The sequence below is a fragment of the Rahnella inusitata genome, from assembly GCF_965118895.1.
GTDB lineage: Bacteria > Pseudomonadota > Gammaproteobacteria > Enterobacterales > Enterobacteriaceae > Rahnella > Rahnella inusitata_A.
Window position 1 is genome coordinate 69,472 of record NZ_CBCPJJ010000026.1, and the last position, 25,196, is coordinate 94,667.

At 53.0% G+C, this 25,196-nt stretch carries 25 protein-coding genes; 8 read left to right on the top strand and 17 right to left on the bottom strand.

Annotated elements, in window-relative coordinates; translation table 11 throughout:
- Positions 1-21: 21 nt before the first annotated feature.
- Genes trmL through cpxR form a run of 3 tightly spaced genes read right to left on the bottom strand, consistent with a single transcriptional unit; the run spans position 22 to position 2,601 of the window.
- Positions 22-495 (bottom strand): tRNA (uridine(34)/cytosine(34)/5-carboxymethylaminomethyluridine(34)-2'-O)-methyltransferase TrmL, encoded by a 474-nt coding sequence (trmL, locus tag ACMHLI_RS21280; protein ID WP_413531197.1) that lies wholly within the window; start codon positions 493-495, stop codon positions 22-24.
- Positions 496-532: 37 nt separating this feature from the next.
- Complete coding sequence (cpxA, locus tag ACMHLI_RS21285; protein ID WP_413531198.1) at positions 533-1,903, bottom strand: envelope stress sensor histidine kinase CpxA; 1,371 nt, start codon at positions 1,901-1,903, stop codon at positions 533-535.
- Positions 1,900-2,601, bottom strand: coding sequence for an envelope stress response regulator transcription factor CpxR (gene cpxR, locus ACMHLI_RS21290; protein ID WP_413531199.1), 702 nt, complete (start codon positions 2,599-2,601; stop codon positions 1,900-1,902). The genes cpxA and cpxR overlap by 4 nt, the downstream gene beginning before the upstream one ends.
- Before the next feature lie 152 nt (positions 2,602-2,753).
- Here cpxR and cpxP point away from each other — a divergent pair, with 152 nt between their 5' ends.
- The 3 genes from cpxP to ACMHLI_RS21305 all read left to right on the top strand — a co-directional run bounded on the left by cpxP (position 2,754) and on the right by ACMHLI_RS21305 (position 5,771).
- Positions 2,754-3,263 carry a cell-envelope stress modulator CpxP gene (cpxP, locus tag ACMHLI_RS21295; protein WP_413531200.1) on the top strand — a complete coding sequence of 170 codons (510 nt, stop codon included), beginning with the start codon at positions 2,754-2,756 and terminating at the stop codon, positions 3,261-3,263.
- A 344-nt stretch (positions 3,264-3,607) separates the two neighbouring features.
- A complete protein-coding gene (gene pfkA / locus ACMHLI_RS21300) occupies positions 3,608-4,594 on the top strand; it encodes a 6-phosphofructokinase (protein ID WP_112165112.1) in 987 nt (328 codons plus the stop codon).
- 187 nt (positions 4,595-4,781) lie between these two features.
- The gene (locus ACMHLI_RS21305; RefSeq protein WP_120078316.1) at positions 4,782-5,771 is read left to right on the top strand and encodes a sulfate ABC transporter substrate-binding protein; all 990 of its coding nucleotides are present in this window, start codon (positions 4,782-4,784) and stop codon (positions 5,769-5,771) included.
- Positions 5,772-5,845: 74 nt separating this feature from the next.
- On the opposite strand, the gene tpiA is transcribed toward ACMHLI_RS21305, so the two are convergent.
- Together tpiA and ACMHLI_RS21315 are read right to left on the bottom strand one after the other, a co-directional pair.
- The gene (gene tpiA, locus ACMHLI_RS21310) at positions 5,846-6,613 is read right to left on the bottom strand and encodes a triose-phosphate isomerase (RefSeq protein WP_413531201.1); all 768 of its coding nucleotides are present in this window, start codon (positions 6,611-6,613) and stop codon (positions 5,846-5,848) included.
- Between the two features lie 127 nt (positions 6,614-6,740).
- Positions 6,741-7,349 (bottom strand): DUF1454 family protein, encoded by a 609-nt coding sequence (locus ACMHLI_RS21315; RefSeq protein ID WP_413531202.1) that lies wholly within the window; start codon positions 7,347-7,349, stop codon positions 6,741-6,743.
- Positions 7,350-7,507: 158 nt separating this feature from the next.
- Between ACMHLI_RS21315 and ACMHLI_RS21320 the strand changes: the two genes are divergently transcribed.
- Positions 7,508-7,930, top strand: a complete 423-nt coding sequence (locus tag ACMHLI_RS21320) for a DUF805 domain-containing protein (RefSeq protein ID WP_413531203.1) — start codon at positions 7,508-7,510, stop codon at positions 7,928-7,930.
- A 4-nt stretch (positions 7,931-7,934) separates the two neighbouring features.
- Here ACMHLI_RS21320 and fpr read toward each other — a convergent pair whose 3' ends face one another.
- Positions 7,935-8,681, bottom strand: a complete 747-nt coding sequence (gene fpr, locus ACMHLI_RS21325) for a ferredoxin--NADP(+) reductase (RefSeq protein ID WP_413531204.1) — start codon at positions 8,679-8,681, stop codon at positions 7,935-7,937.
- A 296-nt stretch (positions 8,682-8,977) separates the two neighbouring features.
- Here fpr and emrD point away from each other — a divergent pair, with 296 nt between their 5' ends.
- Positions 8,978-10,171, top strand: a complete 1,194-nt coding sequence (emrD, locus tag ACMHLI_RS21330) for a multidrug efflux MFS transporter EmrD (RefSeq protein ID WP_413531205.1) — start codon at positions 8,978-8,980, stop codon at positions 10,169-10,171.
- A 63-nt stretch (positions 10,172-10,234) separates the two neighbouring features.
- On the opposite strand, the gene glpX is transcribed toward emrD, so the two are convergent.
- The 3 genes from glpX to ACMHLI_RS21345 form a co-directional block, all read right to left on the bottom strand.
- On the bottom strand, positions 10,235-11,245 hold the full coding sequence (gene glpX / locus ACMHLI_RS21335; protein WP_413531206.1) for a class II fructose-bisphosphatase: 1,011 nt from the start codon (positions 11,243-11,245) through the stop codon (positions 10,235-10,237).
- A gap of 140 nt (positions 11,246-11,385) precedes the next feature.
- Positions 11,386-12,909 (bottom strand): glycerol kinase GlpK, encoded by a 1,524-nt coding sequence (gene glpK, locus ACMHLI_RS21340; protein ID WP_413531207.1) that lies wholly within the window; start codon positions 12,907-12,909, stop codon positions 11,386-11,388.
- A gap of 45 nt (positions 12,910-12,954) precedes the next feature.
- On the bottom strand, positions 12,955-13,803 hold the full coding sequence (locus tag ACMHLI_RS21345) for an MIP/aquaporin family protein (RefSeq protein WP_413531208.1): 849 nt from the start codon (positions 13,801-13,803) through the stop codon (positions 12,955-12,957).
- Positions 13,804-14,380: 577 nt separating this feature from the next.
- Between ACMHLI_RS21345 and zapB the strand changes: the two genes are divergently transcribed.
- Positions 14,381-14,620: a cell division protein ZapB gene (gene zapB, locus ACMHLI_RS21350; RefSeq protein ID WP_056774584.1), complete on the top strand. Its 240-nt coding sequence runs from the start codon at positions 14,381-14,383 to the stop codon at positions 14,618-14,620.
- Positions 14,621-14,698: 78 nt separating this feature from the next.
- On the opposite strand, the gene rraA is transcribed toward zapB, so the two are convergent.
- The 7 genes from rraA to priA all read right to left on the bottom strand — a co-directional run bounded on the left by rraA (position 14,699) and on the right by priA (position 22,798).
- Positions 14,699-15,184, bottom strand: a complete 486-nt coding sequence (gene rraA, locus ACMHLI_RS21355; RefSeq protein ID WP_112168902.1) for a ribonuclease E activity regulator RraA — start codon at positions 15,182-15,184, stop codon at positions 14,699-14,701.
- 120 nt (positions 15,185-15,304) lie between these two features.
- Positions 15,305-16,231 carry a 1,4-dihydroxy-2-naphthoate polyprenyltransferase gene (locus ACMHLI_RS21360; RefSeq protein WP_413531209.1) on the bottom strand — a complete coding sequence of 309 codons (927 nt, stop codon included), beginning with the start codon at positions 16,229-16,231 and terminating at the stop codon, positions 15,305-15,307.
- 95 nt (positions 16,232-16,326) lie between these two features.
- Entirely contained in the window at positions 16,327-17,661 is a 1,335-nt protein-coding gene (hslU, locus tag ACMHLI_RS21365; protein ID WP_413531210.1) for an HslU--HslV peptidase ATPase subunit, read from the bottom strand.
- A 12-nt stretch (positions 17,662-17,673) separates the two neighbouring features.
- Positions 17,674-18,204, bottom strand: coding sequence for an ATP-dependent protease subunit HslV (gene hslV / locus ACMHLI_RS21370; RefSeq protein WP_056774599.1), 531 nt, complete (start codon positions 18,202-18,204; stop codon positions 17,674-17,676).
- A gap of 115 nt (positions 18,205-18,319) precedes the next feature.
- On the bottom strand, positions 18,320-19,276 hold the full coding sequence (gene ftsN, locus ACMHLI_RS21375) for a cell division protein FtsN (protein WP_413531211.1): 957 nt from the start codon (positions 19,274-19,276) through the stop codon (positions 18,320-18,322).
- A gap of 103 nt (positions 19,277-19,379) precedes the next feature.
- Complete coding sequence (gene cytR, locus ACMHLI_RS21380) at positions 19,380-20,408, bottom strand: DNA-binding transcriptional regulator CytR (protein WP_413531212.1); 1,029 nt, start codon at positions 20,406-20,408, stop codon at positions 19,380-19,382.
- Positions 20,409-20,602: 194 nt separating this feature from the next.
- A complete protein-coding gene (gene priA / locus ACMHLI_RS21385) occupies positions 20,603-22,798 on the bottom strand; it encodes a primosomal protein N' (RefSeq protein ID WP_413531213.1) in 2,196 nt (731 codons plus the stop codon).
- Positions 22,799-22,999: 201 nt separating this feature from the next.
- Between priA and rpmE the strand changes: the two genes are divergently transcribed.
- Positions 23,000-23,212: a 50S ribosomal protein L31 gene (rpmE, locus tag ACMHLI_RS21390; RefSeq protein ID WP_112168908.1), complete on the top strand. Its 213-nt coding sequence runs from the start codon at positions 23,000-23,002 to the stop codon at positions 23,210-23,212.
- 165 nt (positions 23,213-23,377) lie between these two features.
- Here rpmE and metJ read toward each other — a convergent pair whose 3' ends face one another.
- Positions 23,378-23,695: a met regulon transcriptional regulator MetJ gene (gene metJ / locus ACMHLI_RS21395; RefSeq protein WP_004392248.1), complete on the bottom strand. Its 318-nt coding sequence runs from the start codon at positions 23,693-23,695 to the stop codon at positions 23,378-23,380.
- Between the two features lie 338 nt (positions 23,696-24,033).
- Here metJ and metB point away from each other — a divergent pair, with 338 nt between their 5' ends.
- A complete protein-coding gene (metB, locus tag ACMHLI_RS21400) occupies positions 24,034-25,194 on the top strand; it encodes a cystathionine gamma-synthase (RefSeq protein WP_413531214.1) in 1,161 nt (386 codons plus the stop codon).
- Positions 25,195-25,196 lie beyond the last annotated feature (2 nt).

Below are 25,196 nucleotides of genomic sequence, written 5' to 3' on the forward strand. Positions count from 1 at the left end.
TTTACTTTCTTCCCTTCGGAGTTATTCCTTTAGCAAAGCACCGGGATATCCCAGCTGACGCCACGCTTCATACACTACTACAGACACGGCATTCGAAAGATTCATGCTGCGGCTTTCCGCGAGCATCGGAATGCGAATTTTATGACTGGCGGGCAGATTATCTAAGATGTATGCCGGAAGGCCGCGGGTCTCGGGACCAAACACGAGAAAGTCATTATCCTGATAGCTCACCGCGCTGTGGGCAGGCGTACCTTTGGTGGTCAGTGCGAACAGGCGCTGTGGATTTTCACTGCTGAGAAAGGCATCGTAATTCGCATGATGTTTGATGCTGGCGAATTCGTGGTAATCAAGCCCTGCACGGCGCAGACGTTTATCGTCCCAGCCGAACCCTAAAGGTTCGATGAGGTGAAGCTGACATCCCGTGTTGGCACACAGGCGGATGATGTTGCCGGTATTTGGCGGGATTTCTGGTTCAAATAAAACGATGTTAAGCATGCGTCCCCCTGATAGAGGGACGCAGAATAACAGAAACTTAGCGCTGGTGCAGTGGCAGCCAGATAATCAGCCTCAGGCCGCCCAGCGGGCTGTCTTCGGCCCTGACCTTACCGCGATGCTGCTGAACCGCCGTATCGACGATAGCCAGCCCAAGGCCGGTACCGCCAGATTCACGGTCGCGCGCTTCATCGGTGCGATAGAACGGGCGGAAAATTTGTTCGCGATCGGTTTCACTGACACCCGGACCGTCGTCGTCCACGGTGATAGTGATCCCGTCACTGTCGTGGGCGAAATTCAGTGCAATGTGGTGATGTGAATAACGCAGGGCATTACGCACGATATTCTCCAGCGCACTGTCGAGCGCGGCAGCATTACCGATGAGCTTCCACGGACCCGGAGGTGAGGTCACTTCCAGCGTTTTGCCCATTTGCTCAGCTTCAAACTGCGCATCGTCAATCACACCGGCCCACAACTCATTAGCCTTCAGTGTTTCCCGCGACAGCTCATTCTTGTGCTGACTGCGTGATAACACCAGTAAGTCGTTGATCATGCTATCGAGACGTTGCGCTTCGTTTTCGATGCGTTGCAGTTCTTTGCCTTCACCGTGACGACGACGCATCAGCGCGGTAGCCAGCTGGAGACGGGTCAATGGGGTACGCAGCTCATGCGAGATGTCCGAAATCAGCCGTTGCTGTGCGGTCACCATGCGTTCGAGAGCGCTCACCATCTGATTGAAACTGGCACCGGTAGCGAGGAATTCCTGCGGGCCAGCCTCGAGTTCCGGATGCTGTTTGAGATTTCCCCGTGCCACATCGTCCGCCGCATTTTTTAATTTACGCGCCGGTTTTGCCAGGCTCCACGCCAGCCAGAGCAGGAGCGGTGCACTGATCAGCATCGTGACAATCAGCAGCAGCAGCGGCCGGTCAAACATCAGGTTAATGAAGTCAGACTGCGAACTGCTGGCCGGACGCATCAGATAGAGCTGATAGTTGTCTTCGCCGTCACGAACCGAGAACGGGCCGACCATTTCCACGCGACCGTATTTTTTCTTTTTCGGACGATCTGAGTTATCAGACTGCCCGATAAAGTTACGCACAATTTGCATTTCATTGCGTTGCGCACCAATGACCCGGCCTTCGCTTGTGACCAGTAGCAAGCGCTGGCCCGGCGGTGCCCACTTGTCGATCGCGCGGAACAGCCTGCGCCACCACATCAAATCATTTGCCGGATCGTTCGCCAGCTCAGCTTCGACGTGTTGCTCAATCATCAGACCTTGCCGTTGCTCGTTATCAAGCAACGGCGTTATCTGGCGTGAATCGAGTTTCGGCACCATCAATACCAACATTAACACCAGTGCTAATGTGAACCAGAAAATGGCAAAAATACGTGCCGTAAGGCTGTTTATCATGAAGCAGAAACCATCAGATAACCGCGTCCACGAAGGGTTTTAAACCATGGATGTCCGTCCTGACGATCGGGCAATTTTCGGCGTAAATTCGAAATATGCATATCGATGGCGCGGTCAAACGGTGTCAGCCGTTTCCCCAAAACTTCCTGACTCAGATGTTCACGGGAAACAACCTGGCCGAGATGTTTTGCCAGTAAATACAACAGCGTAAACTCAGTACCCGTTAAATCCAGCGCTTCGCCGTCAAAGCTGGCTTCCTGACGCCCCGGGTTCAGCTGCAAGCCATCGACTTCCAGCGTTGGGGAACCATTATTTTCATTGGTCTGCTGTTGTTCGCTCCAGTTGGAACGGCGCAGCATTGCACGAATACGCGCGACCAGTTCGCGGTCATTAAACGGCTTTGGCAGGTAGTCATCGGCGCCGAGTTCCAGCCCCAATACACGATCCAGTTCACTGCCGCGCGCGGTTAACATAATCACTGGCGTCTGATGACGCTGGCGTAATTCTTTAAGGGTTTCAATGCCGTTTTTCTTCGGCATCATGACGTCAAGCAACAGCAGATCGATAGTGTTATCGACTTTCTCTAATGCCTGCTCACCGTCGTAAGCAACCACAACATTAAAGCCTTCCATTTCGAGCAATTCTTTCAAAAGTGAAGTCAGTTCACGGTCATCATCAACTAACAAAATTTTATTCATTGTATTTACCTCTAGACGCAAAATACGTCATCAATTGCCGCTATTCCATGACTTTACGTACTTTTACAAGCACTGACGCTTGTTTGCAGCAGCAGGTTTAGACTGCTTTTCAATGATTCGCGATGAGCGATAAAGACTTTTAGGAGTGTGTGATGTTTAAGGCAGCTTCACTAGGTTTGGCCACGCTACTGACACTGAGTTCAGGTGTCGCTTTAGCAGAGGGTGCAAAACCGATGTCGGCGATGCCAGCAGAACATAATAGCACGATGTTGGATAAGCCTCAGGAACGCAACACCATGTTTGATGGTGTAAATCTGACGGAGCAACAACGTCAGCAAATGCGTGACCTCATGCATCAGGCGCGAAAAGATTTGCCTGATATAAATGTAGAACAGTTAGAAACGATGCACCGTCTGGTTACCGCTGAAAAATTTGACCAGAAAGCTGTGCGGGCCCAAGCCGAATTAATGGCTCAGGAGCAGGTGGATCGCCAGGTCGAAATGGCCCGCATCCGCAACCAGATGTTTAATCTGCTGACGCCTGAGCAAAAGAACGTACTGAACCAGAAACACGAGCTGCGCATTGAACAGATGCGACAGCAGTTATCTGGCTTACAAACCCCTTCTGCCCAGAAGACGAGTAGTACCAGCACGACCGAGTAAGATCCCTGTTTTTCCTTGCCATAGACACCATCCCTGTCTTCCCCCACCGAAAGGTGGGGTTTTTTTTGCCTTGAGTTTGCGATCTTTACCTCATCGGGAATTAACAAGCTGGAAATCTGCCCGTAACGAACGGGAAATATCTTGTAAAAGCCGTATGAATCAGTAAATTGCGAAGTACAGAGTGATGTATGCGTGTTCTTGCTGACTTGAATCAATTCAGCTTCGCTGTTTTGTTATACTATAGGCTCAAACGCTAATAAGCCCTTTGGCTGCACGAGTTAAATCCGCCCAACAGGCAGGCTCAAGATTCTTAAGAAATTGCATCTACAAGTTCAGAGGTAGTCATGATCAAAAAAATTGGTGTACTGACAAGCGGTGGCGATGCCCCAGGTATGAATGCTGCGATCCGTGGCGTTGTGCGTGCGGCTTTATCAGCAGATTTGGAAGTTTACGGTATCGAAGACGGCTACCTCGGCATGTATGAAAACCGCATGAGAAAACTGGACCGCTATAGCGTTTCAGACATGATCAACCGCGGTGGTACTTTCCTGGGTTCAGCACGTTTCCCTGAATTCCGCGATCCGGGCATGCGTAAAATTGCTCTGCAGAACATGAAAGATCGTGGCATTGATGGTCTGGTAGTGATTGGTGGTGACGGCTCCTACGCTGGCGCAGACCTGCTGACCAAAGAAGGCGGCATTCGCTGTATCGGCCTGCCGGGCACAATCGACAACGACGTAGCAGGCACCGACTACACCATCGGTTTCTTCACTGCACTGGGCACTGTGGTTGAAGCAATTGACCGTCTGCGTGACACTTCTTCGTCACACCAGCGTATCTCTATCGTTGAAGTTATGGGCCGCTACTGCGGTGACCTGACTTTGGCTGCTGCCATCGCCGGTGGTTGCGAATTTATCGCTATCCCTGAAGTCGAATTCAAACGTGATGATCTGGTTGCTGAAATCAAAGCCGGTATCGCGAAAGGTAAAAAACACGCTATCGTCGCCATCACTGAAAAGTTAGATGATATTGATGAGCTGGCTAAATATATCGAGAAAGAAACCTGTCGTGAAACCCGTGGTACCGTATTGGGCCACATCCAGCGCGGCGGTGCGCCAGTCGCTTACGATCGTATCTTAGCTTCCCGTATGGGCGCTTATGCGGTCGACCTGCTACTTGAAGAAGGCCGTGATTATTCTCAGGGCGGTTTCTGCGTCGGTGTTGAAAACGAAAAAATGGTGCATGAATTAATCTCCGTGTGCATCGCGCCAGAAAATAAGAAAAGCAAATTTAAAGAAGACTGGTACAACACTGCTAAAAAACTGTTCTAAAACAGCGGATTGTCTGAGTCAAAGAGCCTCCTTAACCGGAGGTTTTTTTTAGTCTGGTTTCTGGTTATTCCATAAAGTAATAGTAAAAAACCTTTTATTCTTTATTCGTTTTCTTTTTCTCTGGCACGCTCTCTTCATCAGACCAAACAAATGAAATCCATAGAAACTATCTTCGGGAGAGAGTGCGATGCGTAAATGGGGTGCAGGCCTGGCATTACTGCTGGTAGCAACAGGGGCGATTGCCAAAGACATTCAGATTCTGAACGTGTCGTACGATCCAACCCGCGAATTCTATGAACAATACAACAAAGCCTTCAGCAAATACTGGCAGGGCAAAACCGGCGATACTGTGACCGTACGTCAGTCACACGGCGGTTCAGGCAAGCAGGCAACGTCGGTGATCAACGGGATTGAAGCCGACGTGGTGACGCTTGCGCTGGCTTATGACGTGGATGCGATTGCTGAACGTGGCCGGATCGACAAAAACTGGATCACCCGTCTGCCGGACAATTCTGCGCCATACACCTCGACCATCGTGTTCCTGGTACGTAAAGGCAACCCGAAACAAATTCATGACTGGAATGATTTAATCAAACCGGGTGTATCCGTGATTACGCCGAACCCTAAAACATCAGGCGGTGCGCGCTGGAACTATCTGGCTGCGTGGGGTTACGCACTGCATCACAACAATAATGACAAAGCCAAAGCGCAGGACTTTGTGAAAGCGTTATACAAAAACGTCGAAGTGCTGGATTCCGGTGCACGTGGCGCGACCAATACCTTCGTGGAACGTGGTATCGGCGATGTGCTGATTGCATGGGAAAACGAAGCGCTGCTGGCAACCAAAGAAGTGGGTAAAGACAAGTTTGAAATCGTGACGCCAAGCGAATCCATTTTGGCTGAGCCAACGGTTTCTGTGGTGGATAAAGTGGTTGATAAGCGTGATACCCGCACCGTGGCGGATGCTTATCTGAAATATCTCTATTCACCGGAAGGCCAGACCATCGCGGCAGAAAACTATTATCGTCCACGTGATGCGGAAGTAGAGAAAAAATTCGCGTCTGAATTCCCTAAGCTCAAACTGTTCACGATTGATCAGGTGGCAGGTACATGGGCACAGGCGCAGAAAGAACACTTCGCGACTGACGGCATTTTCGACCAAATCTCCAAACGCTGATGCGCTGAGTTAAAATATTCAGGCAATAAAAAACCCCGGCATGCCGGGGTTTTTTGTGCGCAGAAGAAACAGACTTACGCTTTTTTAGCTTCGGCTGCCGCTTTCACGATCACAGCGAATGCATCAGCTTTCAGAGATGCGCCGCCAACCAGAGCACCATCGATGTCTGGCTGAGTGAACAGTTCTGCTGCATTAGCCGCGTTAACAGAGCCGCCGTACTGGATGATCACTTGTTCAGCAACCGCAGCGTCTTGTTTTGCCACGTGGTCACGAATGAACTTGTGAACGGCCTGAGCCTGCGCAGGCGTCGCTGATTTGCCGGTACCGATCGCCCAGACAGGTTCGTAAGCGATAACTGCACCTTCGAACGCTTTCGCACCCAGGGTGTTCAGTACTGCGTCCAGCTGCTTGGCGCAAACGGCTTCAGTCTGACCTGCTTCATTTTCTGCTTCGGTTTCACCGATGCACAGAACCGGGATCAGACCAGCGTCTTTCAGCACGCCGAATTTCTTGGCGATGAACTCGTCGCTTTCTTTGTGGTAAGTACGGCGTTCTGAGTGACCGATGATGATGTATTTCGCACCGATATCTTTCAGCATGTCGGCAGAGATTTCACCGGTGAATGCGCCGGACAGGTTAGCATCAACGTTCTGAGCACCCAGCGCGATACGGCTGCCAGCCAGAGCGTGTTTAGCCTGTGACAGGTAAACTTCTGGTGGAGCAATCGCAACGCCACAACCTTCAACTGTGCTCAGTTCAGTGCGCAGAGCAGCAATCAGTTCGTTAACCATGTGGGTGCTACCGTTAAGCTTCCAGTTACCCATCACTAATGGATGTCGCATGTTTTTTCCTCCAAAAGGGGACGCGAGTGTCGATTAAAATTTCTGCCAAACAAGCAGATTACCTGTCCAACAGTATAGAGATCATTGAAGGCAAAGGCTTTGCTTTTTGTCATTAAATACCGTCATGTCATGGCTCAGCCAGTGCCAGCTTGACGGGCTCAACGGCAAACGTCAGCCCTTTTTCTCCATTATCTGAAACCACAAAACGCACCGCGCCGACCTCCTGCTGGTAATACTGCTGCCCTTTGCCTTTTTGGATAAGCGATGCCACTTTTGCCACGCTTTGTTCTGTCGAAAGGGTGGCATCAAACTGACGCATGAGATTCGCCATGTAGCTTATTGCCAGTGCGCGCGCGGCTTTTTCCTCTGCCCCCTGAATCGGCAGATAGGTGATTTGCAGCGTTTTGATTTTGCCGGTGCCTTTTTCCAGCGCGGTAGAAGCGTAGAGATTTTCATTAATCTTGCTGGCCGCGCGGGTCAGCGGGCTGTTAGCCACTTTTTCATTGATGGAGCGGAATTCACCAATCTGTTGAGTCGGATTGGCTTCATTATATTTTGCGCGAAAGTTAACAAGCGTCGTTTCAAAGGTGGGCGCGCCTGCGAGCAGATAAGGTGCTTTCGGCATTTCTTCCGTGCCGGAGTGATCGACCGGCGGCTCGGCGATGGCCATCTTTGCGCCTGCGAGCATCAGCAATACCGGGAGTGCCAAAGATAAAAGGGTTTTTGCAGCATTCATAAGTTTTTTCTTATCGTATCTGAATAGTCCGATTAAAGCGGGGATCGGGGGGTAATGTCAAAAGGAGACCGTAAACATTCTCACGGCGACGATCGCTGGGTTACACTCGCTCCGGTTTATCAATTTACTCCCATTGTCTTCTATGGAACTGACTGTCAATGACGTTACAGCACGCACTGTTTTCTTTTAATGGCCGGATGGGCCGCCGGGATTTTTGGCTCTGGATGGTCAGCTGGCTCGTCCTGATGGCGGCTGATTTTCTCTTTGCCGCGCAGGAATGGATAACTTATCAGTCCGCCGGATTTGCGCTGGTCGTTTTACTCTGGCCGACCGCCGCTGTGCTGGTGAAAAGGTTACATGACCGCAATAAGTCGGCGTGGTGGGCGCTGTTGTTTGTACTGGCCTGGATGTTGGTCGCCGGTAACTGGGCCGCAGCGATGCCGCAGACGTGGAGCTGGGTATTAGGCCGGCTGGTGCCGTCGGTTATCTTTATTATGCTGATTATCGACTGCGGTGCCTTTATCGGTACACCGGGCACAAATCGCTTTGGCCCGGAGCCGGACGAGGTCAGGTTTAAATAGAGGCTTACCAGTAATGCTCGCTGGTCATGTGCCCCGGCTTGCGTTTGAGATGTTTGCGCATACCCCGGGTGTCTTTCAGCACCTGCTGGGTATCGCGTACCATCTGCGGATTGCCGCACAGCATAACGTGGCTGTCGTCGGCGAGCATTTTCAGGCCGACCGCTTCTTCGAGCGTGCCGTTCTCAATCAGTGCAGGAACACGCCCGGTCAGCGAGCCAGAGATTTCTTCGCGGCTGACCACGGTCTGGATGTGCAGTTTGCCTTCATAGCGGCGCTGAAGTGCCTGCATCAGAGGCAGATAACTGAGATCGGCTGCGAAGCGTGCGGCGTGTACCAGAACGATATTTTTGAACCGCTCCAGCCCTTTACCTTCCTGCAAAATCGATAAGTACGGCCCGATTGCGGTCCCGGTCGCCAGCATCCACAACTGGTCGCACTCCGGCACTTCATCGATCACGAAGAAACCGGCGGCCTCTTTCGTGACCTGAACTTCATCACCGGGCTGCATCACGTGCAGATGCGGGCTGAGTTTTCCTTCCGGTACGTTGACCAGGTAGAATTCCAAATCGCTGCTGGACGGCGGATTCACGTAGGAATAGGCGCGCTGAACGCGCTCGCCGCCGAGTTCTAACGAGAGTTTGGCAAACTGGCCTGCGGTGAAAGGATCGACTGGCGCATTGACCGTGATGCTGAACAAATTGTCCGTCCAGTGCTCAACTTTTGTGACTTTTCCCGTGACCCAGTCAGCCATAAAAACTCCCGTCTTTTTTGATTACCCAATATAGGTGCTGATTTTATTTCAATTTTTTTCGATCCCTTATCGGTTAAATGTTATCAGCCTGTTCCTTGCCCGTTATGCCCTGTCGAATTCCGTACACTTTGCGTTACACCACTGGCTCCTGCCGCTGCCAGCAAGGGCACAGGAGAGTTGGCCCTAACCCTCGCTTATTCATCTTAATTTGTTAACTTATGCGCCGCCGTAACACGCTCAATTTCGCGGTTATTTGTTCTGCACTTTCCCAACTCCATTTGATAATGAACTGAAAAATGAAAAATCTGGAAAACATTCACCTGTTAGTGATGTTGATTTTGCTGGTGGCCGTCGGGCAAATGGCGCAAACCATTTACGTGCCGAATATCGCGGATATGGCCACCAGCTTGTCTGTCAAACCGGGCGCGGTACAGCGTGTGATGGCGGCGTATCTGATCACCTATGGCGCTTCGCAGCTGATTTATGGGCCGTTGTCGGACAATATTGGCCGCAGGCCAGTGATCCTGACCGGGCTAATGATTTTTCTGATCGGTGCGGCTGGCGCGATGATGTCCTCCAGTCTGAACATGTTGATCGTCACCAGCGCTGTGCAGGGAATGGGCACCGGCGTGGCGGGCGTGATGGCGCGAACCATGCCGCGCGATCTGTACAGCGGGGGCGCATTACGCCATGCCAACAGCCTGCTGAATATGGGCATTCTGGTCAGCCCGCTGATGGCACCGGTGATAGGTGGCGCGCTCTCAGCATGGTTAGGCTGGCGTGCCAGTTTTGGTTTTCTGCTGATCCTGTGTGCCGGTGTGGCGTTCTCAATGTATCGCTGGCTGCCGGAGACGCGCCCGGCATTCACCGCCGATCATCAGCCACGCAAAATGTTGAGCAGCCTGCGTCTGTTGCTGGCCGACGGCAACTTCAGCCGTTATCTGGTAATGCTGGTAGGCGCACTGGCCGGTGTGGCGGTGTTTGAGGCGAGCTGCGGCGTACTGATGGGCGGCGTGCTTGGCCTGAGCGGGCTGATGGTCAGCATTCTGTTTATCCTACCGATCCCGGCGGCTTTTTTTGGTGCCTGGTACGCTGGCCGTTCGGAGAAAAGCTTCCAGCAACTGATGTGGCACTCGGTCATCAGCTGTCTGCTGGCGGGGCTGACGATGTGGATCCCCGGCTGGCTGGGCATCATGAATATCTGGACGCTGATCGTTCCGGCCTCTTTATTCTTCTTCGGCGCCGGAATGTTATTCCCGCTGGCGACGACGGGTGCGATGGAGCCTTTCCCTTATCTCGCGGGTGCGGCAGGTGCGCTGGTGGGCGGATTACAGAATATGGGATCGGGGCTGGTGGCGTGGATGTCGGCGATGTTGCCGCAAACCGGTCAGTTCAGTCTTGGCCTGCTCATGTTTGCGATGTCGCTGCTGATTTTGCTGTGCTGGTGGCCGATGTCCAACCGTCAGCAAGAGCAGGGTCATACGGTGTAATCCTCTTTTCAGGCCAAAACAAGCAGAGCAAGTCGCTCTGCTTTTTGTTTTTCTGGCGTCTGATCAGATAATAAATTCGTGCAGCGCAGCGTCTTTGCGGTCGAGATAATGTGTCGAGCGGATACGGCGGATGGTGCGGGATTTACCACGGATCAGCAGGGTTTCGGTGGTCGCCATATTGCCCTGACGGCTGATGCCTTCCAGCAAATCGCCCTTGGTGATGCCGGTTGCCGAGAAGATAACGTTATCGTTGCGCGCCATGTCATCGAGTTTAAGGACTTTGCCCGCTTCGATGCCCATCGCTTTACAGCGCGTTAACTCTTCTTCGCCTATGCGGCGATTTTCAGGCGTATCGCCTTTCACGTCATGGCGCGCCAGTAAACGGCCCTGCATGTCGCCATCCAGCGCACGGATCACTGCGGCCGAAATCACGCCTTCCGGTGCGCCGCCGATGCCGTACAACACATCGACTTCACTTTCAGGCATACAGGTCAGAATGGTTGCGGCGACATCGCCGTCCGGGAAAGCAAACACGCGGACGCCGGCGGCGAGCATTTCACGGATCGCCTCATCGTGACGTGGTTTCGCCAGCACGGCGACGGTCAGTTCGGTCAGCGGTTTGTTCAGCGCGCTGGCAATGTTCGCCAGATTTTCCGCCAGCGTCAGATCCAGATTAATCGCGCCTCTGGCGCCCGGACCCACGGCGATTTTTTCCATGTACATGTCAGGCGCATTGAGGAATGAGCCCTGATCGCCAACCGCCAGCACTGCCAGCGCGTTGGACTGGCCCATTGCCGTCATGCGTGTGCCTTCAATCGGGTCGACCGCGATATCCACCGCGTCGCCGTTGCCGGTTCCCACTTTTTCGCCGATATACAGCATTGGCGCTTCATCAATTTCCCCTTCGCCAATCACGATGGTGCCATCAATATCGACGTTGTTGAGCATGATGCGCATCGCCTGAACGGCGGCGTTGTCGGCGAGGTTTTTGTCGCCACGGCCAAGCCACTTATAACCGGCTAGCGCGGCCGCTTCGGTCACACGGGAAAACTCGATTGCTAATTCACGTTTCATTGGGAAGCCTGTAGAAAGAAAAAAAGAGGTCGGTGAGGCAAGGCTCATCTGTGGGGGGATTTTAGCACAGTGGGAAAGACGCATAAAAAAACTCCCCAGAGGGGAGTTTCAGAATGGGTGTTGGCGTTAAAAAATGACGGTTACTCGTCGTGATCTTCCCAAGAACGCACGCGGGCAACGGCTTTCTGCCAGCCTTTGTAGCGAACATTGCGTTCTGTAGTTTCAATGCTCGGACGGAATTCGCGTTCGATAGTCGCTTTGCTGCGCACTTCGTCCAGATCGTTCCAGAAACCGACGGCCAGACCGGCGAGGAAGGCTGAACCCAACGCGGTGACTTCCAGAACGGCAGGGCGCTCAACACGTGTGCCAAGAATATCTGACTGGAACTGCATCAGGAAATTGTTGGCGACAGCGCCGCCGTCCACGCGCAGGGATTGCAGGCGGGTGCCTGAATCAGCCTGCATTGCGTCAAGTACGTCGCGCGTCTGGTAAGCGATGGATTCCAGCGTTGCACGGATGATGTGATTGCTGTTCGCGCCGCGGCTCAGGCCGAAGATCGCGCCACGGGCATACGGGTCCCAGTAAGGCGCGCCGAGGCCGGTGAAGGCTGGTACCACGTAAACACCGTTGGTGTCTTTGACTTTGCTGGCGAAATATTCGGAGTCTGTCGCGTCGCTGATCAGCTTCAGTTCGTCGCGTAGCCACTGAATGGAGGCACCGCCGACAAAGACCGCACCTTCCAGCGCATAGTTTACTTCACCACGCGGACCGCAGGCGATGGTGGTCAGCAGGCCATTTTTCGACGTCACGGCTTCTGTACCGGTATTCATCAGCAGGAAGCAGCCGGTGCCGTAAGTATTTTTCGCCATACCCGGTTGAACGCACAGCTGGCCATACAGCGCGGCCTGCTGGTCACCCGCGATACCGGCGATCGGAATACGCGTACCGCCTTTACCACCAATGTTGGTCTGGCCGTAAATTTCTGAGGAAGGACGGACTTCCGGCAGCATGGCGCGCGGGATATCCAGCACTTCCAGCATGCGTTCATCCCATTCCAGATTGTGGATATTGAACATCATGGTACGGGAGGCGTTGGTGTAATCGGTAACGTGAACGCGTCCCTGAGTCATTTTCCACACCAGCCAGGTATCAACGGTGCCGAACAGCAACTCGCCGCGGGCAGCGCGTTCACGGGAGCCTTCAACGTGGTCGAGGATCCATTTCAGCTTGGTACCAGAAAAGTAAGGGTCAACCACCAGGCCGGTGTTGTGACGGATGTACTCTTCCATTCCGTCTTTCTTCAGCTTTTCACAGATCTCAGCAGTACGACGGCATTGCCACACAATTGCGTTGTAAATCGGCTTGCCGGTTTCTTTTTCCCACACGATAGTGGTTTCACGCTGGTTGGTGATACCGATACCGGCGATCTGATCCGAATTGATGTCGGCTTTCGCCAGCACTTCTACCAATACCGAGCTTTGCGATGACCAGATTTCCATCGGGTCGTGTTCTACCCAACCGGATTTCGGGTAGATCTGGGTGAATTCGCGCTGTGAAACGCTGACGATGTTGGCATCGTGATCCAGAACTACGGCGCGTGAGCTGGTCGTACCCTGGTCGAGCGCAACGATGTATTTTTTTTCGTGAGTCGTATCTGCTGACATAATTTTCATCCTGCGAATAAGTAAGCTATGGAACAGTTTAGCCGATCAGGCCTTACGCTGTTTGGTAGGCTGCTGCGCTTTGTCTTCCGCAATATCATTGATCTGATGCGGCAGATGGCGGCTAATCAGCGCTTTATAGCCTGCGGCACCCAGTATCGCGCCGAGTAACGGGCCAAAAATCGGTACCAGGAAGTAAGGGATATCACGTGCGCCGGTGAAGGCCACTTTGCCCCAGCCCGCAAAGAAAGCGAACAGTTTTGGACCGAAATCACGTGCCGGGTTCAGGGCGAAGCCGGTCAGTGGGCCCATGGAGGCACCGATGACGGCAATCAGAATACCGATCAGCAGCGGAGCCAGCGGGCCACGCGGAAGGCCGTTACCGTCGTCGGTCAGGCCGAGGATCAGTGCCATCAGAACAGCGGTGATCACCGTTTCAACCAGGAAGGCCTGAAGCACGCTGATATGCGGGTTTGGATAGGTCGAGAAAATACCGGCCAGATCCAGACTTTCCACACTGCCGCGCACCATGTTGTGGCTTTGCTCGAAATCGAAGAACAGGTTGTAATAAAGGCCGTAAACCAGTGCAGCTGCGCAGAAGGCGCCTGCGACTTGTGCGATGATGTAGGGCAGAACTTTGCGTCCTTCAAAGTTCGCGAACAAACATAAGGCGACGGTGACAGCCGGGTTCAGATGTGCGCCCGAAATCGCGGCGGTCAGGTAAATGGCCATTGCGACACCGAATCCCCAGACGATACTGATTTCCCACTGGCCAAAGGATGCTCCGGCAAGTTTCAGCGCAGCAACACAGCCTGCGCCAAAGAAAATGATAAGCCCGGTACCCAGAAACTCAGCGATGCACTGACCTTTTAATGTGGAACTCATGGTTTGGCTCATAGTTTGATCCTGCTAAGGATGATGTTAATGGTTAGTTATAGTTTTTCTGTCTTGCGTACGTGAACGTAATCGGATTTTGCCGTTCATCATTAAATGAGAACGTAATGTGAATTTATCGTTAACGAGCATAAACGAGAAATAGCGAAATCAATATTTGTGTGTTGCGTCATAAAAATGAGCGATTTCGCGTGTTCAAAGGTCATACTGACGGGTAAAAAAGCCACGCTGTGACAACTTCGCGAAGGGGTTACCGCTCATCGCGTATGTCAGAATGGCGCTCAGAGTATTCGGTATTCAGTGATATTTCTGGTGAGTGCCTCTGCTTTTTAAGCATTTCCTGATACCCGGCCCGTTAAAATTGCAACAGACTGCGTGCTGAGAGGGGTTCTTGCTAGACAGGGCATGGCTGGCTACATACAATCACCCGTTAAGACACCCGCCGGTTTTGAAGGGTTCAGACGTTTTTCTGGTTTGAATTTGTTATAAAAATCGACGAAGTGCAGGAATTTTTGAGCCGTGTCCGGACGATGCGGCAGAACATAAGATGTGCGCCTTGCGAACATAAGGGGACCGAAAAATGTCATTTGAAGTATTTGAGAAACTAGAAGCTAAAGTTCAGCAAGCGATCGATACCATTACTCTGTTGCAGATGGAAATCGAAGAACTGAAAGAGCAGAACAACACCCTGTCTCATGAAGTTCAGCAGGCGAGTGGTAATCACGAGTCGCTGGTGCGTGAAAATGCGCAACTGAAAGAAGAACAACACGTGTGGCAGGATCGTTTGCGTGCACTGTTGGGAAAAATGGAAGAAGTCTGAGGACTTCCGCCGAAGCGCTTGATGTATAAGCATAAAAAAGGACGCCAGGGCGTCCTTTTTTGTTGCTGAAAGCGAAGATTATTCGATATCGAGCGGGTCTTCTGAAAGGATGATACCGGTGTTATCAGCATACAGATGGTCACCGGAGAAGAAGGTCACGCCGCCGAAATTGACACGAATGTCGCTTTCGCCGATCCCTTCACTGCCTGCGCCCGCCGGAATCGCTGCCATCGCCTGAATGCCAATATCGAGCTCTTCCAGATCGTCCACCTGACGAACTGCACCGTAAATCAAAATGCCTTCCCATTCGTTTTGCAGAGCCTGACGTGCCAGACCGGCATCAAGCAACGCGCGACGAACAGAACCCCCACCATCGACCACCAGCACGCGCCCACGGCCATTCTCTTCCAGCAGGTCATAAAGCAAGCCATTGTCTTCGAAACACTTCACTGTCGTGATTTGCCCGCCAAATGAAGTACGTCCACCAAAGTTGGAGAACAGGGGTTCGACAACATTCACTTCTTCATGGTAGATATCGCAAAGTTCGGAAGTATCGTATTTCATAGGATTTCATCTGGTTGCTGCATGAGTGTTCAGTATATCCCTTTAGAGCGGATGTTGGCAAAATCATCAATTGTTAAATGTGAAAAGCAGCGCGATTAGCGCACGCCTGGCTACTTTTCATCAATTGAGTAACAGACCTACTGCAAACAATACGTTAGTCAGTAACGCAGCTTTTACCATGTGCTCCAGCAGAGGGCGCACTTCCATTGACGTTTTGGCGTGATTCACGCGTTTGATGTGAACAGCCAGCATCGGCAGTGCCAGAAGGAACAGCCAGCCGGTCCAGTGATGCAGGTGAACGGCAGAGAATATCGCCAGACAAAGCGAGGCGGCGCTCAGAATAATGGTGTGATAACGGCGGGCATTTACCGGCCCGAGGCGCACTGCCAGCGTATTTTTGCCGTTGGCGCTGTCGGTTTCGATATCGCGCAAATTGTTAATGTTGAGCACCGCAGTAGACAGCAAACCGGTTGCCGTTGCTGGCAACATGACTATCCAGTCAAAATATCCGGCCTGCAAATAGAATGTCCCCGCTACGCTTATCCAGCCAAAGAAAATCAGTACCGAAATATCTCCGAGCCCCATGTAACCGTAAGGGCGGGTGCCTACTGTGTAGGTGATCGCCGCGCCAATCGACAGCAAACCGAGGATCAGGAAACCGACCACGTCGCTCGGCTTATGACACGCTACGGCGATAAGCGCGATGCCGCAGACAATGGTCAGCGCGATGGTCAGCATAATGGCGCGCTTCATCTGTGCAGCCGTAATCATCCCTTTTTGCATTCCGCGCAAAGGCCCCACGCGATCCGGCGTATCGCTGCCTTTTTCGGCATCGCCATAATCATTCGCCAGATTCGACAAGATTTGCAGACACCCGGCGGTGAGCAACGCCAGCAGCGCGATCAGCGGATGAAAAACGCCTTGCAAGCTGGCAATAGCAGAACCCATGACGATAGAGGCAAAAGCCAGAGGCAGCGTTTTAGGACGCAGGCTTTCGAGCCAGGCGCGGGTGGGCGTCGTCGGAGTGCAGGGAGTCATAGTGCTCATAGTGGATTCGCTCAGGTGAACAAGTCAGTCCGAAATCAAAAAAAACAGGGAGGCAAACGCCTCCCTGAAGATCACTTTCGGAACGTATGAGCAAATTATAAGATAAAACGGCTCAGATCTTCATCAGCTACCAGCTGATCAAGGTGGCTTCTAACATAATCTGCATCAATGTTTATGGAAATACCGTTGCTTTCACTGGCGTCGTAAGAGATATCTTCCATCAGACGCTCCAGAACGGTATGCAGACGACGCGCACCAATGTTCTCGGTGGTTTCGTTTACCTGCCATGCCGCTTCAGCGATACGGCGGATGCCGTCAGCAGTAAAATCAATCGTCACACCTTCGGTCGCCATCAATGCTTTGTACTGATGGGTCAGGGAAGCACTTGGCTCGGTCAGGATGCGTTCGAAGTCTTCGGTCGACAGCGCCTGCAGTTCCACACGGATCGGCAAACGACCCTGCAATTCAGGGATCAGATCAGACGGACTTGCCGTCTGGAAAGCGCCGGAGGCAATAAACAGAATGTGATCCGTTTTCACCATGCCGTGCTTGGTGGACACCGTACAGCCTTCCACCAGCGGCAGCAGGTCGCGCTGGACACCTTCGCGGGATACGTCAGGACCAGAGCTTTGTCCGCCGCGTTTACAGATTTTGTCGATTTCATCGATGAACACGATCCCGTGCTGCTCAACGGCTTCAATCGCCTGTTCTTTCAGATCTTCCGGATTCACCAGCTTTGCCGCTTCTTCTTCAATCAGCAGCTTGTAGGCTTCTTTGATTTTCAGCTTGCGCGGTTTCTGTTTCTGCCCGGCCATGTTCTGGAACATTGACTGTAGCTGGTTGGTCATTTCTTCCATGCCCGGAGGGGACATGATTTCAACGCCCATCGGCCCGGAGGCCAGACTGATTTCGATTTCTTTGTCGTCGAGCTGACCTTCACGCAGTTTTTTGCGGAAGTTCTGGCGCGCGGCAGAAGGTTCCTGCGCTTCGTCCGGCTGGCCCCAGTTGTTTTTGGCAGGCGGGATCAGCACATCGAGAATACGTTCTTCGGCCAGTTCTTCGGCGCGATGGCGGTTTTTGTCGATCGATTGCAGACGGATCATTTTCACGGCGGAATCGGTCAGATCGCGGATAATAGAATCCACTTCTTTCCCGACGTAACCGACTTCTGTGAATTTGGTCGCTTCGACTTTAATGAACGGCGCATTGGCCAGTTTTGCCAGACGGCGGGCGATTTCGGTTTTACCCACACCGGTTGGACCGATCATCAGAATGTTTTTCGGGGTGACTTCATGGCGCAGCGCTTCGTCGAGCTGCATGCGGCGCCAGCGGTTACGCAACGCAATGGCCACGGCGCGTTTCGCCTTATCCTGACCAATGATGTAGCTGTCTAGTTCGCTGACAATCTCGCGCGGGGTCATCTCAGACATAATTTTCGATCCTTACGCTTTAGAAGACAATTCTTCGATGGTGTGGAATTGGTTGGTGTAGATACAAATGTCACCGGCGATGCTCAGCGATTTTTCGACGATATCACGCGCGCCCAGCTCGGAGTTTTCCAGCAGCGCGCGGGCAGCCGCCTGTGCATAAGGTCCACCGGAACCAATCGCGATCAGATCGTTTTCAGGCTGAATCACGTCACCGTTGCCGCTGATAATCAGCGAGGCATTTTCATCTGCGACGGCCAGCAGCGCTTCCAAACGACGCAGCATACGGTCGGTACGCCAGTCTTTCGCCAGTTCTACAGCGGCTTTCACCAGATGACCCTGATGCATTTCCAGTTTGCGCTCGAACAGCTCAAACAGCGTGAAGGCATCAGCCGTACCGCCGGCAAAGCCCGCGATCACTTTATCGTTATACAGGCGACGTACTTTTTTCACGTTGCCCTTCATGACGGTATTTCCCAATGTGGCCTGGCCATCACCACCGATAACGACCTTGCCGTTGCGGCGTACACTTACAATTGTTGTCACGAGCGGTTCCTCGTTGCAGACGGGAAAGATCCCCGCAGGCTTGTGGGACACGCTGTGTGTCTCACAAGCTTACGAGGCATATTGAAAGTATAGATTGGGGAAGGATTACGGGTTTTCAACCCCCGGTTGCGAGGGGAATGCAACCGGAGATGCCTGCGTTCTTCAGGCGGGCTAAGGTGCTGTCGGCACCTGAACGATTGTTATAAGGGCCGATTACGACGCGATTCCAGCCGCCGCCAGTGGTGATACGGCCTTCAAAACCTTCGAAAGCCAGCTTGGCGCGCTGGGATTCCGCCTGTTCGGTACCGTGGAAGGAACCGCACTGAACCATAAAGCGCTGGGTTTTTTCCTGCTCTTTCGGTTTCTCCGGGGCAACCTGCGTGATCGCAGCAGGTTGCTGCGTTTTAGGTTGTTCCTTCGGCTGCTCTTTCACCGTTTCTTTCGGCACAGGTTTTGGCTTCGGCTGTACCGGTTGTGTCTGAACCTGAGCCTGCGGCGCCCGTACCGGCTGGGTTTGCGGTGTGTACGTTGGCTGCTGCTGGACCTGACGCGGCTGGGTCTGCACCGGCTGCTGCTGCGTATAAGTCGGCTGCTGTTGTTGCTGAACCTGACGCTGCGCTGGCGCAGTACGCGTGGCCTGATTCGGATCGTTATACGGCACTTCAGACAGCTGTGTTGGCGTCTGGCGCATATCGGCCTGCATCTGCTCAAGCAGCTGACGTTGTTCCGGCGTCAGCTGAGTTTTGGATTCTACCTGGCCGCCCGCCGTCGGTTCTGTTGGCGTGGTGACGCCCATCTGACGGTTTTCCAGTTCTTTAATATAGCGCCAGCGTTCTTCCGGTTTAGGCGGCAAGCCGTTACCCGGACGAACAGGATGGGTTGGCACGACGACGGCTTCTTCGTGCTTATTGTGAGCAATAAAATAGAGGCCACCGACAAACACCACCAGCACCGCAACGGCTAACACCACCATGGTTTTGGAGATCGTTGTGGAATTGCGTTTTTTACTCCGGCTGGTACTTTTCCGCCGCGCTCCTGAGCGCCCACGGCTTACATAGTCTTTCTGTGCCACTATCGTTTCGCTGTGTCGTGATGATTAAAGAAGAAGTGCGTCATGTTACTTAACCCTGAACATTTACTGAAATTAAAACTTCATGATTGGATAAAAAAACAACTCACGCTTTGGGTGCTGCTGTACTTTCGCGAACGATGAGCTCGCTGTCGAGCAGCAGTGAACCGTTTTGTCCCGGATTCCCTTGTAACTGTTCAAGTAATAATAACATGGCCTGTTGACCAAGCTGGAATCTGGGCTGCGCCACGGTGGTCAGCGGAGGGTCGGTGAACTGACTGGCTTTGATGTCATCGAACCCGACAATCGACAGATCTCTGGGAATATTTAGACCCATTTTCTTCGCCTGGAACATCGCACCAATCGCCATCACGTCGTTGTGGCAGAAAATCGCCGTCGGCGGCGTCGGCTGTGACATCAGCTCAATAACCGCTTGTGCGCCTGATTCATAGCTAAAATCACCATGCACGGTCAGCCCGCTTTCGACGCTCATGCCGTTACGGCGTAGTGCCTGAACGTAGCCCTGTGAACGGTACTGGCACAGCGGCATGTGTTTCGGACCGGCAATGCAGGCAATGCGCTGATGCCCGAGCTTAAGCAGATAATGCACGGCTTCGAAGGCGGCGGTCAGGTTGTCGATGTGTACGGTCGGCAACTCGAGTTCCGGCGCAAATTCATTGGCCATCACCATTGGCGGCAAATTACGTTGTTCTTCTTTGCTGGCGTCGAAAGGTAAATCGGAGCCGAGCAGAAGCATGCCGTCAATTTGTTTGGTGATGATCAGATTGATGAAGGTTTTTTCCTGCTGGTTCTGATGAGCGCAGTCACCGATAAGCACCAGATAGCCACTTTTCGCCGCCGTATGCTCGATCCCCTGGATCAAATCGGCAAAAAATGGATCGCAGATATCCGGGACGATCACCAGAATCGTGCGTGATTCGTTGCGTTTCAAATTGCGTGACATGGCATGAGGGGAATATCCCACGGCCATGACCGCCTGATCCACTTTCTGACGGGTGGAAGCGGAGACTTTTTCCGGATTCATTAACGCGCGGGATACCGTTGCTGTTGAAACGCCTGCCTGTTCAGCCACATCTTTCATTGTCGCGGCGGGTAATTCTTTCTTGTGCTCCAACGCATCTCTCCTTGCAACTGCATCAAACGGACACGACAACATCAACCTTCCTTACCTGCTACGCCTGCGTGCTGTGTAGCTCATCACATTCTAAACAGAATGTGAGTAGGATTTGTTACCTAATTTGCATGAAAAGTGTGATGCAGATGCTTTTTTTCGATCCATCACGCAGAAATCCCAAGGTTTTATAGGAATTAGCTGTCGATGGGATCCACATCCAGCGTCCATTTCACCTTTCTGGCCTGCGGCAGGCTGGCGATAAGCGGCTGAGAACTCTTGATCAAATGCTGTAAAACGCGACGGGAAGGATGCTGTAATAACAGCTGCCAGCGGAAGCGGCCGTTGCGTTTAGCCGCGAGTGCGGGAACCGGCCCTAAAATCCACAGCGAATCATCTTTCAGCGGGCTGGATTCCAGCAAATTACGTAACTGCTGGAGGAACAGCGGGGCTTGCTGATTATCGTGATCTTCAGAGCGGATCAGGATATGGCTGGTGTAAGGCGGTAAAAAGACGCTTTTGCGCTCGGCGAGCGTCTGCCGGGCAAATTCGTCATAACCTTTTTGCAGTAAAACCTGCAACAGCGGATGTTCAGGATGGTGGGTTTGCAGCACCACTTCGCCCTGTTTACCGGCGCGGCCTGCGCGGCCTGACACCTGTGTATACAGCTGGGCAAAGCGTTCTGCCGAGCGGAAATCCGCCGAGAATAGCGCGCCGTCGACGTCCAGCAGTGACACCAGCGTAACGTCGGGGAAGTGATGACCTTTCGCCAGCATTTGCGTGCCGATAAGAATGCGGGCACCGCCGCGGTGGATTTCGTTCAGATGCAGTTCCAGCGAACCTTTACGGCTGGTGGTATCGCGGTCGATACGGGTAATCGGCGTATCCGGAAACAGTGGCGCGAGTTCGTTTTCCAGCTGTTCTGTGCCGACGCCGACGGAAACCAGTTGCGTCGAGCCGCAGTGCGGACACTGATGCGGCACCGCACGCTGGCTGTCGCAGTGATGACAGCGCAGCTGGCGCTGGTTCTGATGAATTGTGTAATAGTGATCGCAGCGCTGACACTCGGCTATCCACCCGCACTCATGGCACAGCAGGGCAGGCGCGTAGCCACGACGGTTGAGGAACAGCATGACCTGATTATCGGCTTTCAGATGCTCATGCATTTTCTGGATCAGCGGCTGCGACAGCCCGACTTTCAGCTGCAACCCTTTCAGATCAAGCAGATTCTGCCGGGCGAGCTTAGCGTTACCGGCGCGCTTGGTCAGCTTCAGCTGGCGATATTTTCCCAGTTCAACGTTATGTAACGTTTCCAGCGCGGGCGTCGCCGAGCCCATGATAATAGGAATGTTTTCTGCGTGAGCGCGGTACACCGCCAGATCGCGGGCGTGATAGCGCCAGCCTTCCTGCTGCTTATAAGAGCTGTCGTGTTCTTCATCGATGATGATCACGCCAAGGCGGGCAAACGGCGTAAACAGCGAAGAACGCGTGCCGATCACAATACCCGCTTCGCCGTTGCGGGCGCGCAGCCAGACGGCGAGACGTTCGCTGTCATTGAGGCCGGAATGCAGGACATCCACAGGCGCACTAAAACGTTCGCGAAAGCGGGCGATAGTCTGCGGCGTCAGGCCGATTTCCGGCACCATCACCAGCGCCTGCCGCCCCTGTTCGAGGATGTTTTCCAGCACGCTGAGATACACTTCTGTCTTACCCGAACCGGTTACACCGGCCAGCAGCCAGGCGGAAAATTGCTGATCTTCACTGCGGATTGCCCCAACGGCAGTGGCCTGTTCAGTGTTCAGACGTAAACGCTCGCCGACCACCGAAAAATCTTTGCGCCAGTCTGCAGCGTCGGGCGCGATGCTGCGTAAATCCGTCAGCCCTTTCGCCCGCAGCGCCTGCAACGCCGTATCGGTGAGATCCAGATCCGCGACCTGATGACGGTACACCGGTTTTTGCATCAACGCGGCCATCGCCTGCTGCTGTTTTGGCGCACGCTTGAGCGAATCGAGCGGCGTCGCGCGCCCCTGCTCGGTGGCGAACCATTGCCACAACGGCGTCAGCTCGGCGGGTTTCCCCTGTCTCAGCAACACCGGCAGCGCGTGGAACAGCACTTCACCAATCGGGAAATGGTAATAATCGGCGGCCCAGAACAGGATGCGCCACAAATCGGGGGTAAAAAGGCTGGTGCGGTCGAGCACATCGCGCACGGGTTTCAGCTTCTCCAGACCGAATTCGCTGGAGTCACTGATCTTCGTCACAATACCAATCGCGTCGCGTTTACCAAAAGGCACACTGACCCGACAACCCTGCGTCACCTGCATTCCGGGTGGCAGTAAATAATCGAAAGTACGGGCAAGCGGAACAGGTAAAGCAACGTGGGCAACAGGCATCGGGGGTCCAGACTTTAAAAAAATGACGAGATAGTGTACACTGAGTCCTTCGAAATGCATGAACATCATTGCGCGGCTATCAGAGATTCTGTATGATTCGCCGCCTTTAGTGCATTTCGTACTAAAGCCTATCATCCACTACGCGTGGTGTCTGACGGAACAGGGTTGGATAGCGACGCGGCCTTAAGAAGAGGTTTTCCCATGAAACAAGGTATTCACCCTAAATACGTAGAAATTACTGCAAACTGCTCATGCGGTAATGTTATCAAAACTCACTCAACTGTGGGTCACGACCTGAACCTGGACGTTTGTGGCGAATGCCACCCGTTCTATACTGGTAAGCAACGTGAAGTCGCTACCGGTGGCCGTGTTGACCGCTTTAACAAGCGTTTCAGCGTGCCAAGCAGCAAATAATATTGCTGGCTTGAGAGCAAAAAAAGGCGCCGATGGCGCCTTTTTTGTTGCCTGTCGTTTTACATCCCGCCAGACAAATCTTCCTGATGAAATCCTGCGTTAATCATCCGATACACTGAAACCCGCACAATCATCCGCACGGGATTTTCAGCTGTAATCAGCTCATCAATATTCCCAGGTATCAGGATCCACACCCAGTTCACGCATCAGGATCTTCGCCGCTTCCGGGATTTCGTCACTGCGTTCTTTACGCAGGTCTTCGTCATTCGGCAAAGGCTGACCGGTAAAGGCATGCAGGAAAGCCTCACACAATAATTCACTGTTGGTCGCATGACGCAGGTTGTTGACCTGACGACGGGTGCGTTCATCGGTGAGAATTTTGAGGACTTTCAGCGGAATGGATACCGTGATTTTCTTAACTTGTTCGCTTTTCTTACCGTGTTCAGCGTAAGGGCTGACATATTCGCCGTTCCACTCAGCCATGGGACACCTTAAATTTATCAAAAAATAAAATTCTGAAAACCCGGCGATTATGCCCGATTTTCACTGTTCTCACTAAGCAAATGTCCGTATTTAACAGGGTTATCTCACGATTTTCCCTGCGGCATTGTGCATTTTGTCGCCTGACGCAGGCTTGTGTTCAGTGGCCTGTGCGTCCGCGATCGGCCAGACATTCTCATAACGCCATAATTTTAGCGGGTATTGCGCCGTTGCTCAATCTATACGCAAAGAAGTTTAGATGTCCAGATGTATTGACGTCTATAACTGCGGGCGTTACTCTTTATCTCCTCACCCTTCGCATATCGCAGGAAGAAAAGACTATGACGCACAAGCAAGCCACCATTGCCGTGGGCAGTGGCCTGAACAATGATCAGCAGTATGGTTGTGTAGTTCCGCCCATCGCGCTTTCCAGCACCTACAACTTTGAAGACTTCAATCAGCCAAGAGCCCACGATTATTCACGCCGCGGTAACCCGACGCGTGATATCGCTCAGCGTGCACTGGCGGATCTGGAAGGCGGCGCGGGCGCGGTACTGACCAGCAGTGGTATGTCTGCGATTCATCTGGTGTGTACGGTCTTTCTGAAACCTGGCGATTTACTGCTGGCCCCGCACGACTGTTACGGCGGCAGCTATCGTTTGTTCGACAGCCTGAGCAAGCGCGGCGCGTATCGCGTACGTTTTGTCGATCAGGGTGATCCGCTGGCGCTGGCCGAAGCGCTGAAGGAAAAACCGGCGCTGGTGCTGATCGAAACCCCGAGCAATCCGCTGCTGCGCGTGGTGGATATTCAGGCGATTTGCACGGCATCTCATGAAGCGGGTGCGTTGACGGTCGTTGATAACACCTTCCTCAGCCCGGCGCTGCAAAACCCGTTGCAGCTCGGTGCGGATTTAGTTGTTCATTCTTGTACTAAATATCTTAACGGCCATTCTGATGTGGTCGCCGGTACGGTAATATCTAAGACCGCTGAACATGCGACGGAACTGGCCTGGTGGGCAAACAACATCGGCGTCACCGCCGCCGCCTTTGACAGCTATCTGTTGCTGCGTGGTCTGCGCACGTTAACGGTTCGCGTGAAACAGCAGCAGGAAAATGCACTGGCGATTGTGGCTTATTTACAACAGCAATCGCAGGTCAAAAAGCTGTATCATCCGTCGCTGCCGGAAAACCAGGGGCATGACATTGCCCGCCGTCAGCAACGTGGCTTTGGCGCGATGATCAGTTTTGAATTTAACGGTGATGAAGCGCAGCTGCGTCATTTCCTGAAAGAATTGAAGTTATTTACCCTCGCAGAATCCTTGGGAGGTGTCGAAAGCCTGATTTCTCATACCGCCACCATGACGCACGCCGGTATGGCGCCTGAGGCGCGTAAAGCCGCCGGGATTTCTGACAGCTTGCTCCGTATTTCTGTAGGTCTTGAAGACAGTGAAGATTTGATTGCTGATCTGGAACACGCATTCCAGTCAGTGGCAACGAGGTAAGT

Excerpts from the sequence above, each read along its gene's own strand:
- fpr (WP_413531204.1), bottom strand. The coding sequence starts at position 8,681 with ATGGCTGACTGGGTCACGGGAAAAGTCACAAAAGTTGAGCACTGGACG.
- glpK (WP_413531207.1), bottom strand. The coding sequence starts at position 12,909 with ATGTCAGCAGATACGACTCACGAAAAAAAATACATCGTTGCGCTCGAC.
- metJ (WP_004392248.1), bottom strand. The coding sequence starts at position 23,695 with ATGGCTGAGTGGAACGGCGAATATGTCAGCCCTTACGCTGAACACGGT.
- glpX (WP_413531206.1), bottom strand. The coding sequence starts at position 11,245 with ATGAAACGTGAATTAGCAATCGAGTTTTCCCGTGTGACCGAAGCGGCC.
- zapB (WP_056774584.1), top strand. The coding sequence starts at position 14,381 with ATGTCATTTGAAGTATTTGAGAAACTAGAAGCTAAAGTTCAGCAAGCG.
- cpxP (WP_413531200.1), top strand. The coding sequence starts at position 2,754 with ATGTTTAAGGCAGCTTCACTAGGTTTGGCCACGCTACTGACACTGAGT.
- ACMHLI_RS21345 (WP_413531208.1), bottom strand. The coding sequence starts at position 13,803 with ATGAGCCAAACCATGAGTTCCACATTAAAAGGTCAGTGCATCGCTGAG.
- ACMHLI_RS21305 (WP_120078316.1), top strand. The coding sequence starts at position 4,782 with ATGCGTAAATGGGGTGCAGGCCTGGCATTACTGCTGGTAGCAACAGGG.
- ACMHLI_RS21315 (WP_413531202.1), bottom strand. The coding sequence starts at position 7,349 with ATGAATGCTGCAAAAACCCTTTTATCTTTGGCACTCCCGGTATTGCTG.
- ACMHLI_RS21360 (WP_413531209.1), bottom strand. The coding sequence starts at position 16,231 with ATGAGCACTATGACTCCCTGCACTCCGACGACGCCCACCCGCGCCTGG.
- rpmE (WP_112168908.1), top strand. The coding sequence starts at position 23,000 with ATGAAACAAGGTATTCACCCTAAATACGTAGAAATTACTGCAAACTGC.
- ACMHLI_RS21320 (WP_413531203.1), top strand. The coding sequence starts at position 7,508 with ATGACGTTACAGCACGCACTGTTTTCTTTTAATGGCCGGATGGGCCGC.
- pfkA (WP_112165112.1), top strand. The coding sequence starts at position 3,608 with ATGATCAAAAAAATTGGTGTACTGACAAGCGGTGGCGATGCCCCAGGT.
- emrD (WP_413531205.1), top strand. The coding sequence starts at position 8,978 with ATGAAAAATCTGGAAAACATTCACCTGTTAGTGATGTTGATTTTGCTG.
- cpxA (WP_413531198.1), bottom strand. The coding sequence starts at position 1,903 with ATGATAAACAGCCTTACGGCACGTATTTTTGCCATTTTCTGGTTCACA.
- hslU (WP_413531210.1), bottom strand. The coding sequence starts at position 17,661 with ATGTCTGAGATGACCCCGCGCGAGATTGTCAGCGAACTAGACAGCTAC.
- priA (WP_413531213.1), bottom strand. The coding sequence starts at position 22,798 with ATGCCTGTTGCCCACGTTGCTTTACCTGTTCCGCTTGCCCGTACTTTC.
- cpxR (WP_413531199.1), bottom strand. The coding sequence starts at position 2,601 with ATGAATAAAATTTTGTTAGTTGATGATGACCGTGAACTGACTTCACTT.
- trmL (WP_413531197.1), bottom strand. The coding sequence starts at position 495 with ATGCTTAACATCGTTTTATTTGAACCAGAAATCCCGCCAAATACCGGC.
- metB (WP_413531214.1), top strand. The coding sequence starts at position 24,034 with ATGACGCACAAGCAAGCCACCATTGCCGTGGGCAGTGGCCTGAACAAT.
- tpiA (WP_413531201.1), bottom strand. The coding sequence starts at position 6,613 with ATGCGACATCCATTAGTGATGGGTAACTGGAAGCTTAACGGTAGCACC.
- rraA (WP_112168902.1), bottom strand. The coding sequence starts at position 15,184 with ATGAAATACGATACTTCCGAACTTTGCGATATCTACCATGAAGAAGTG.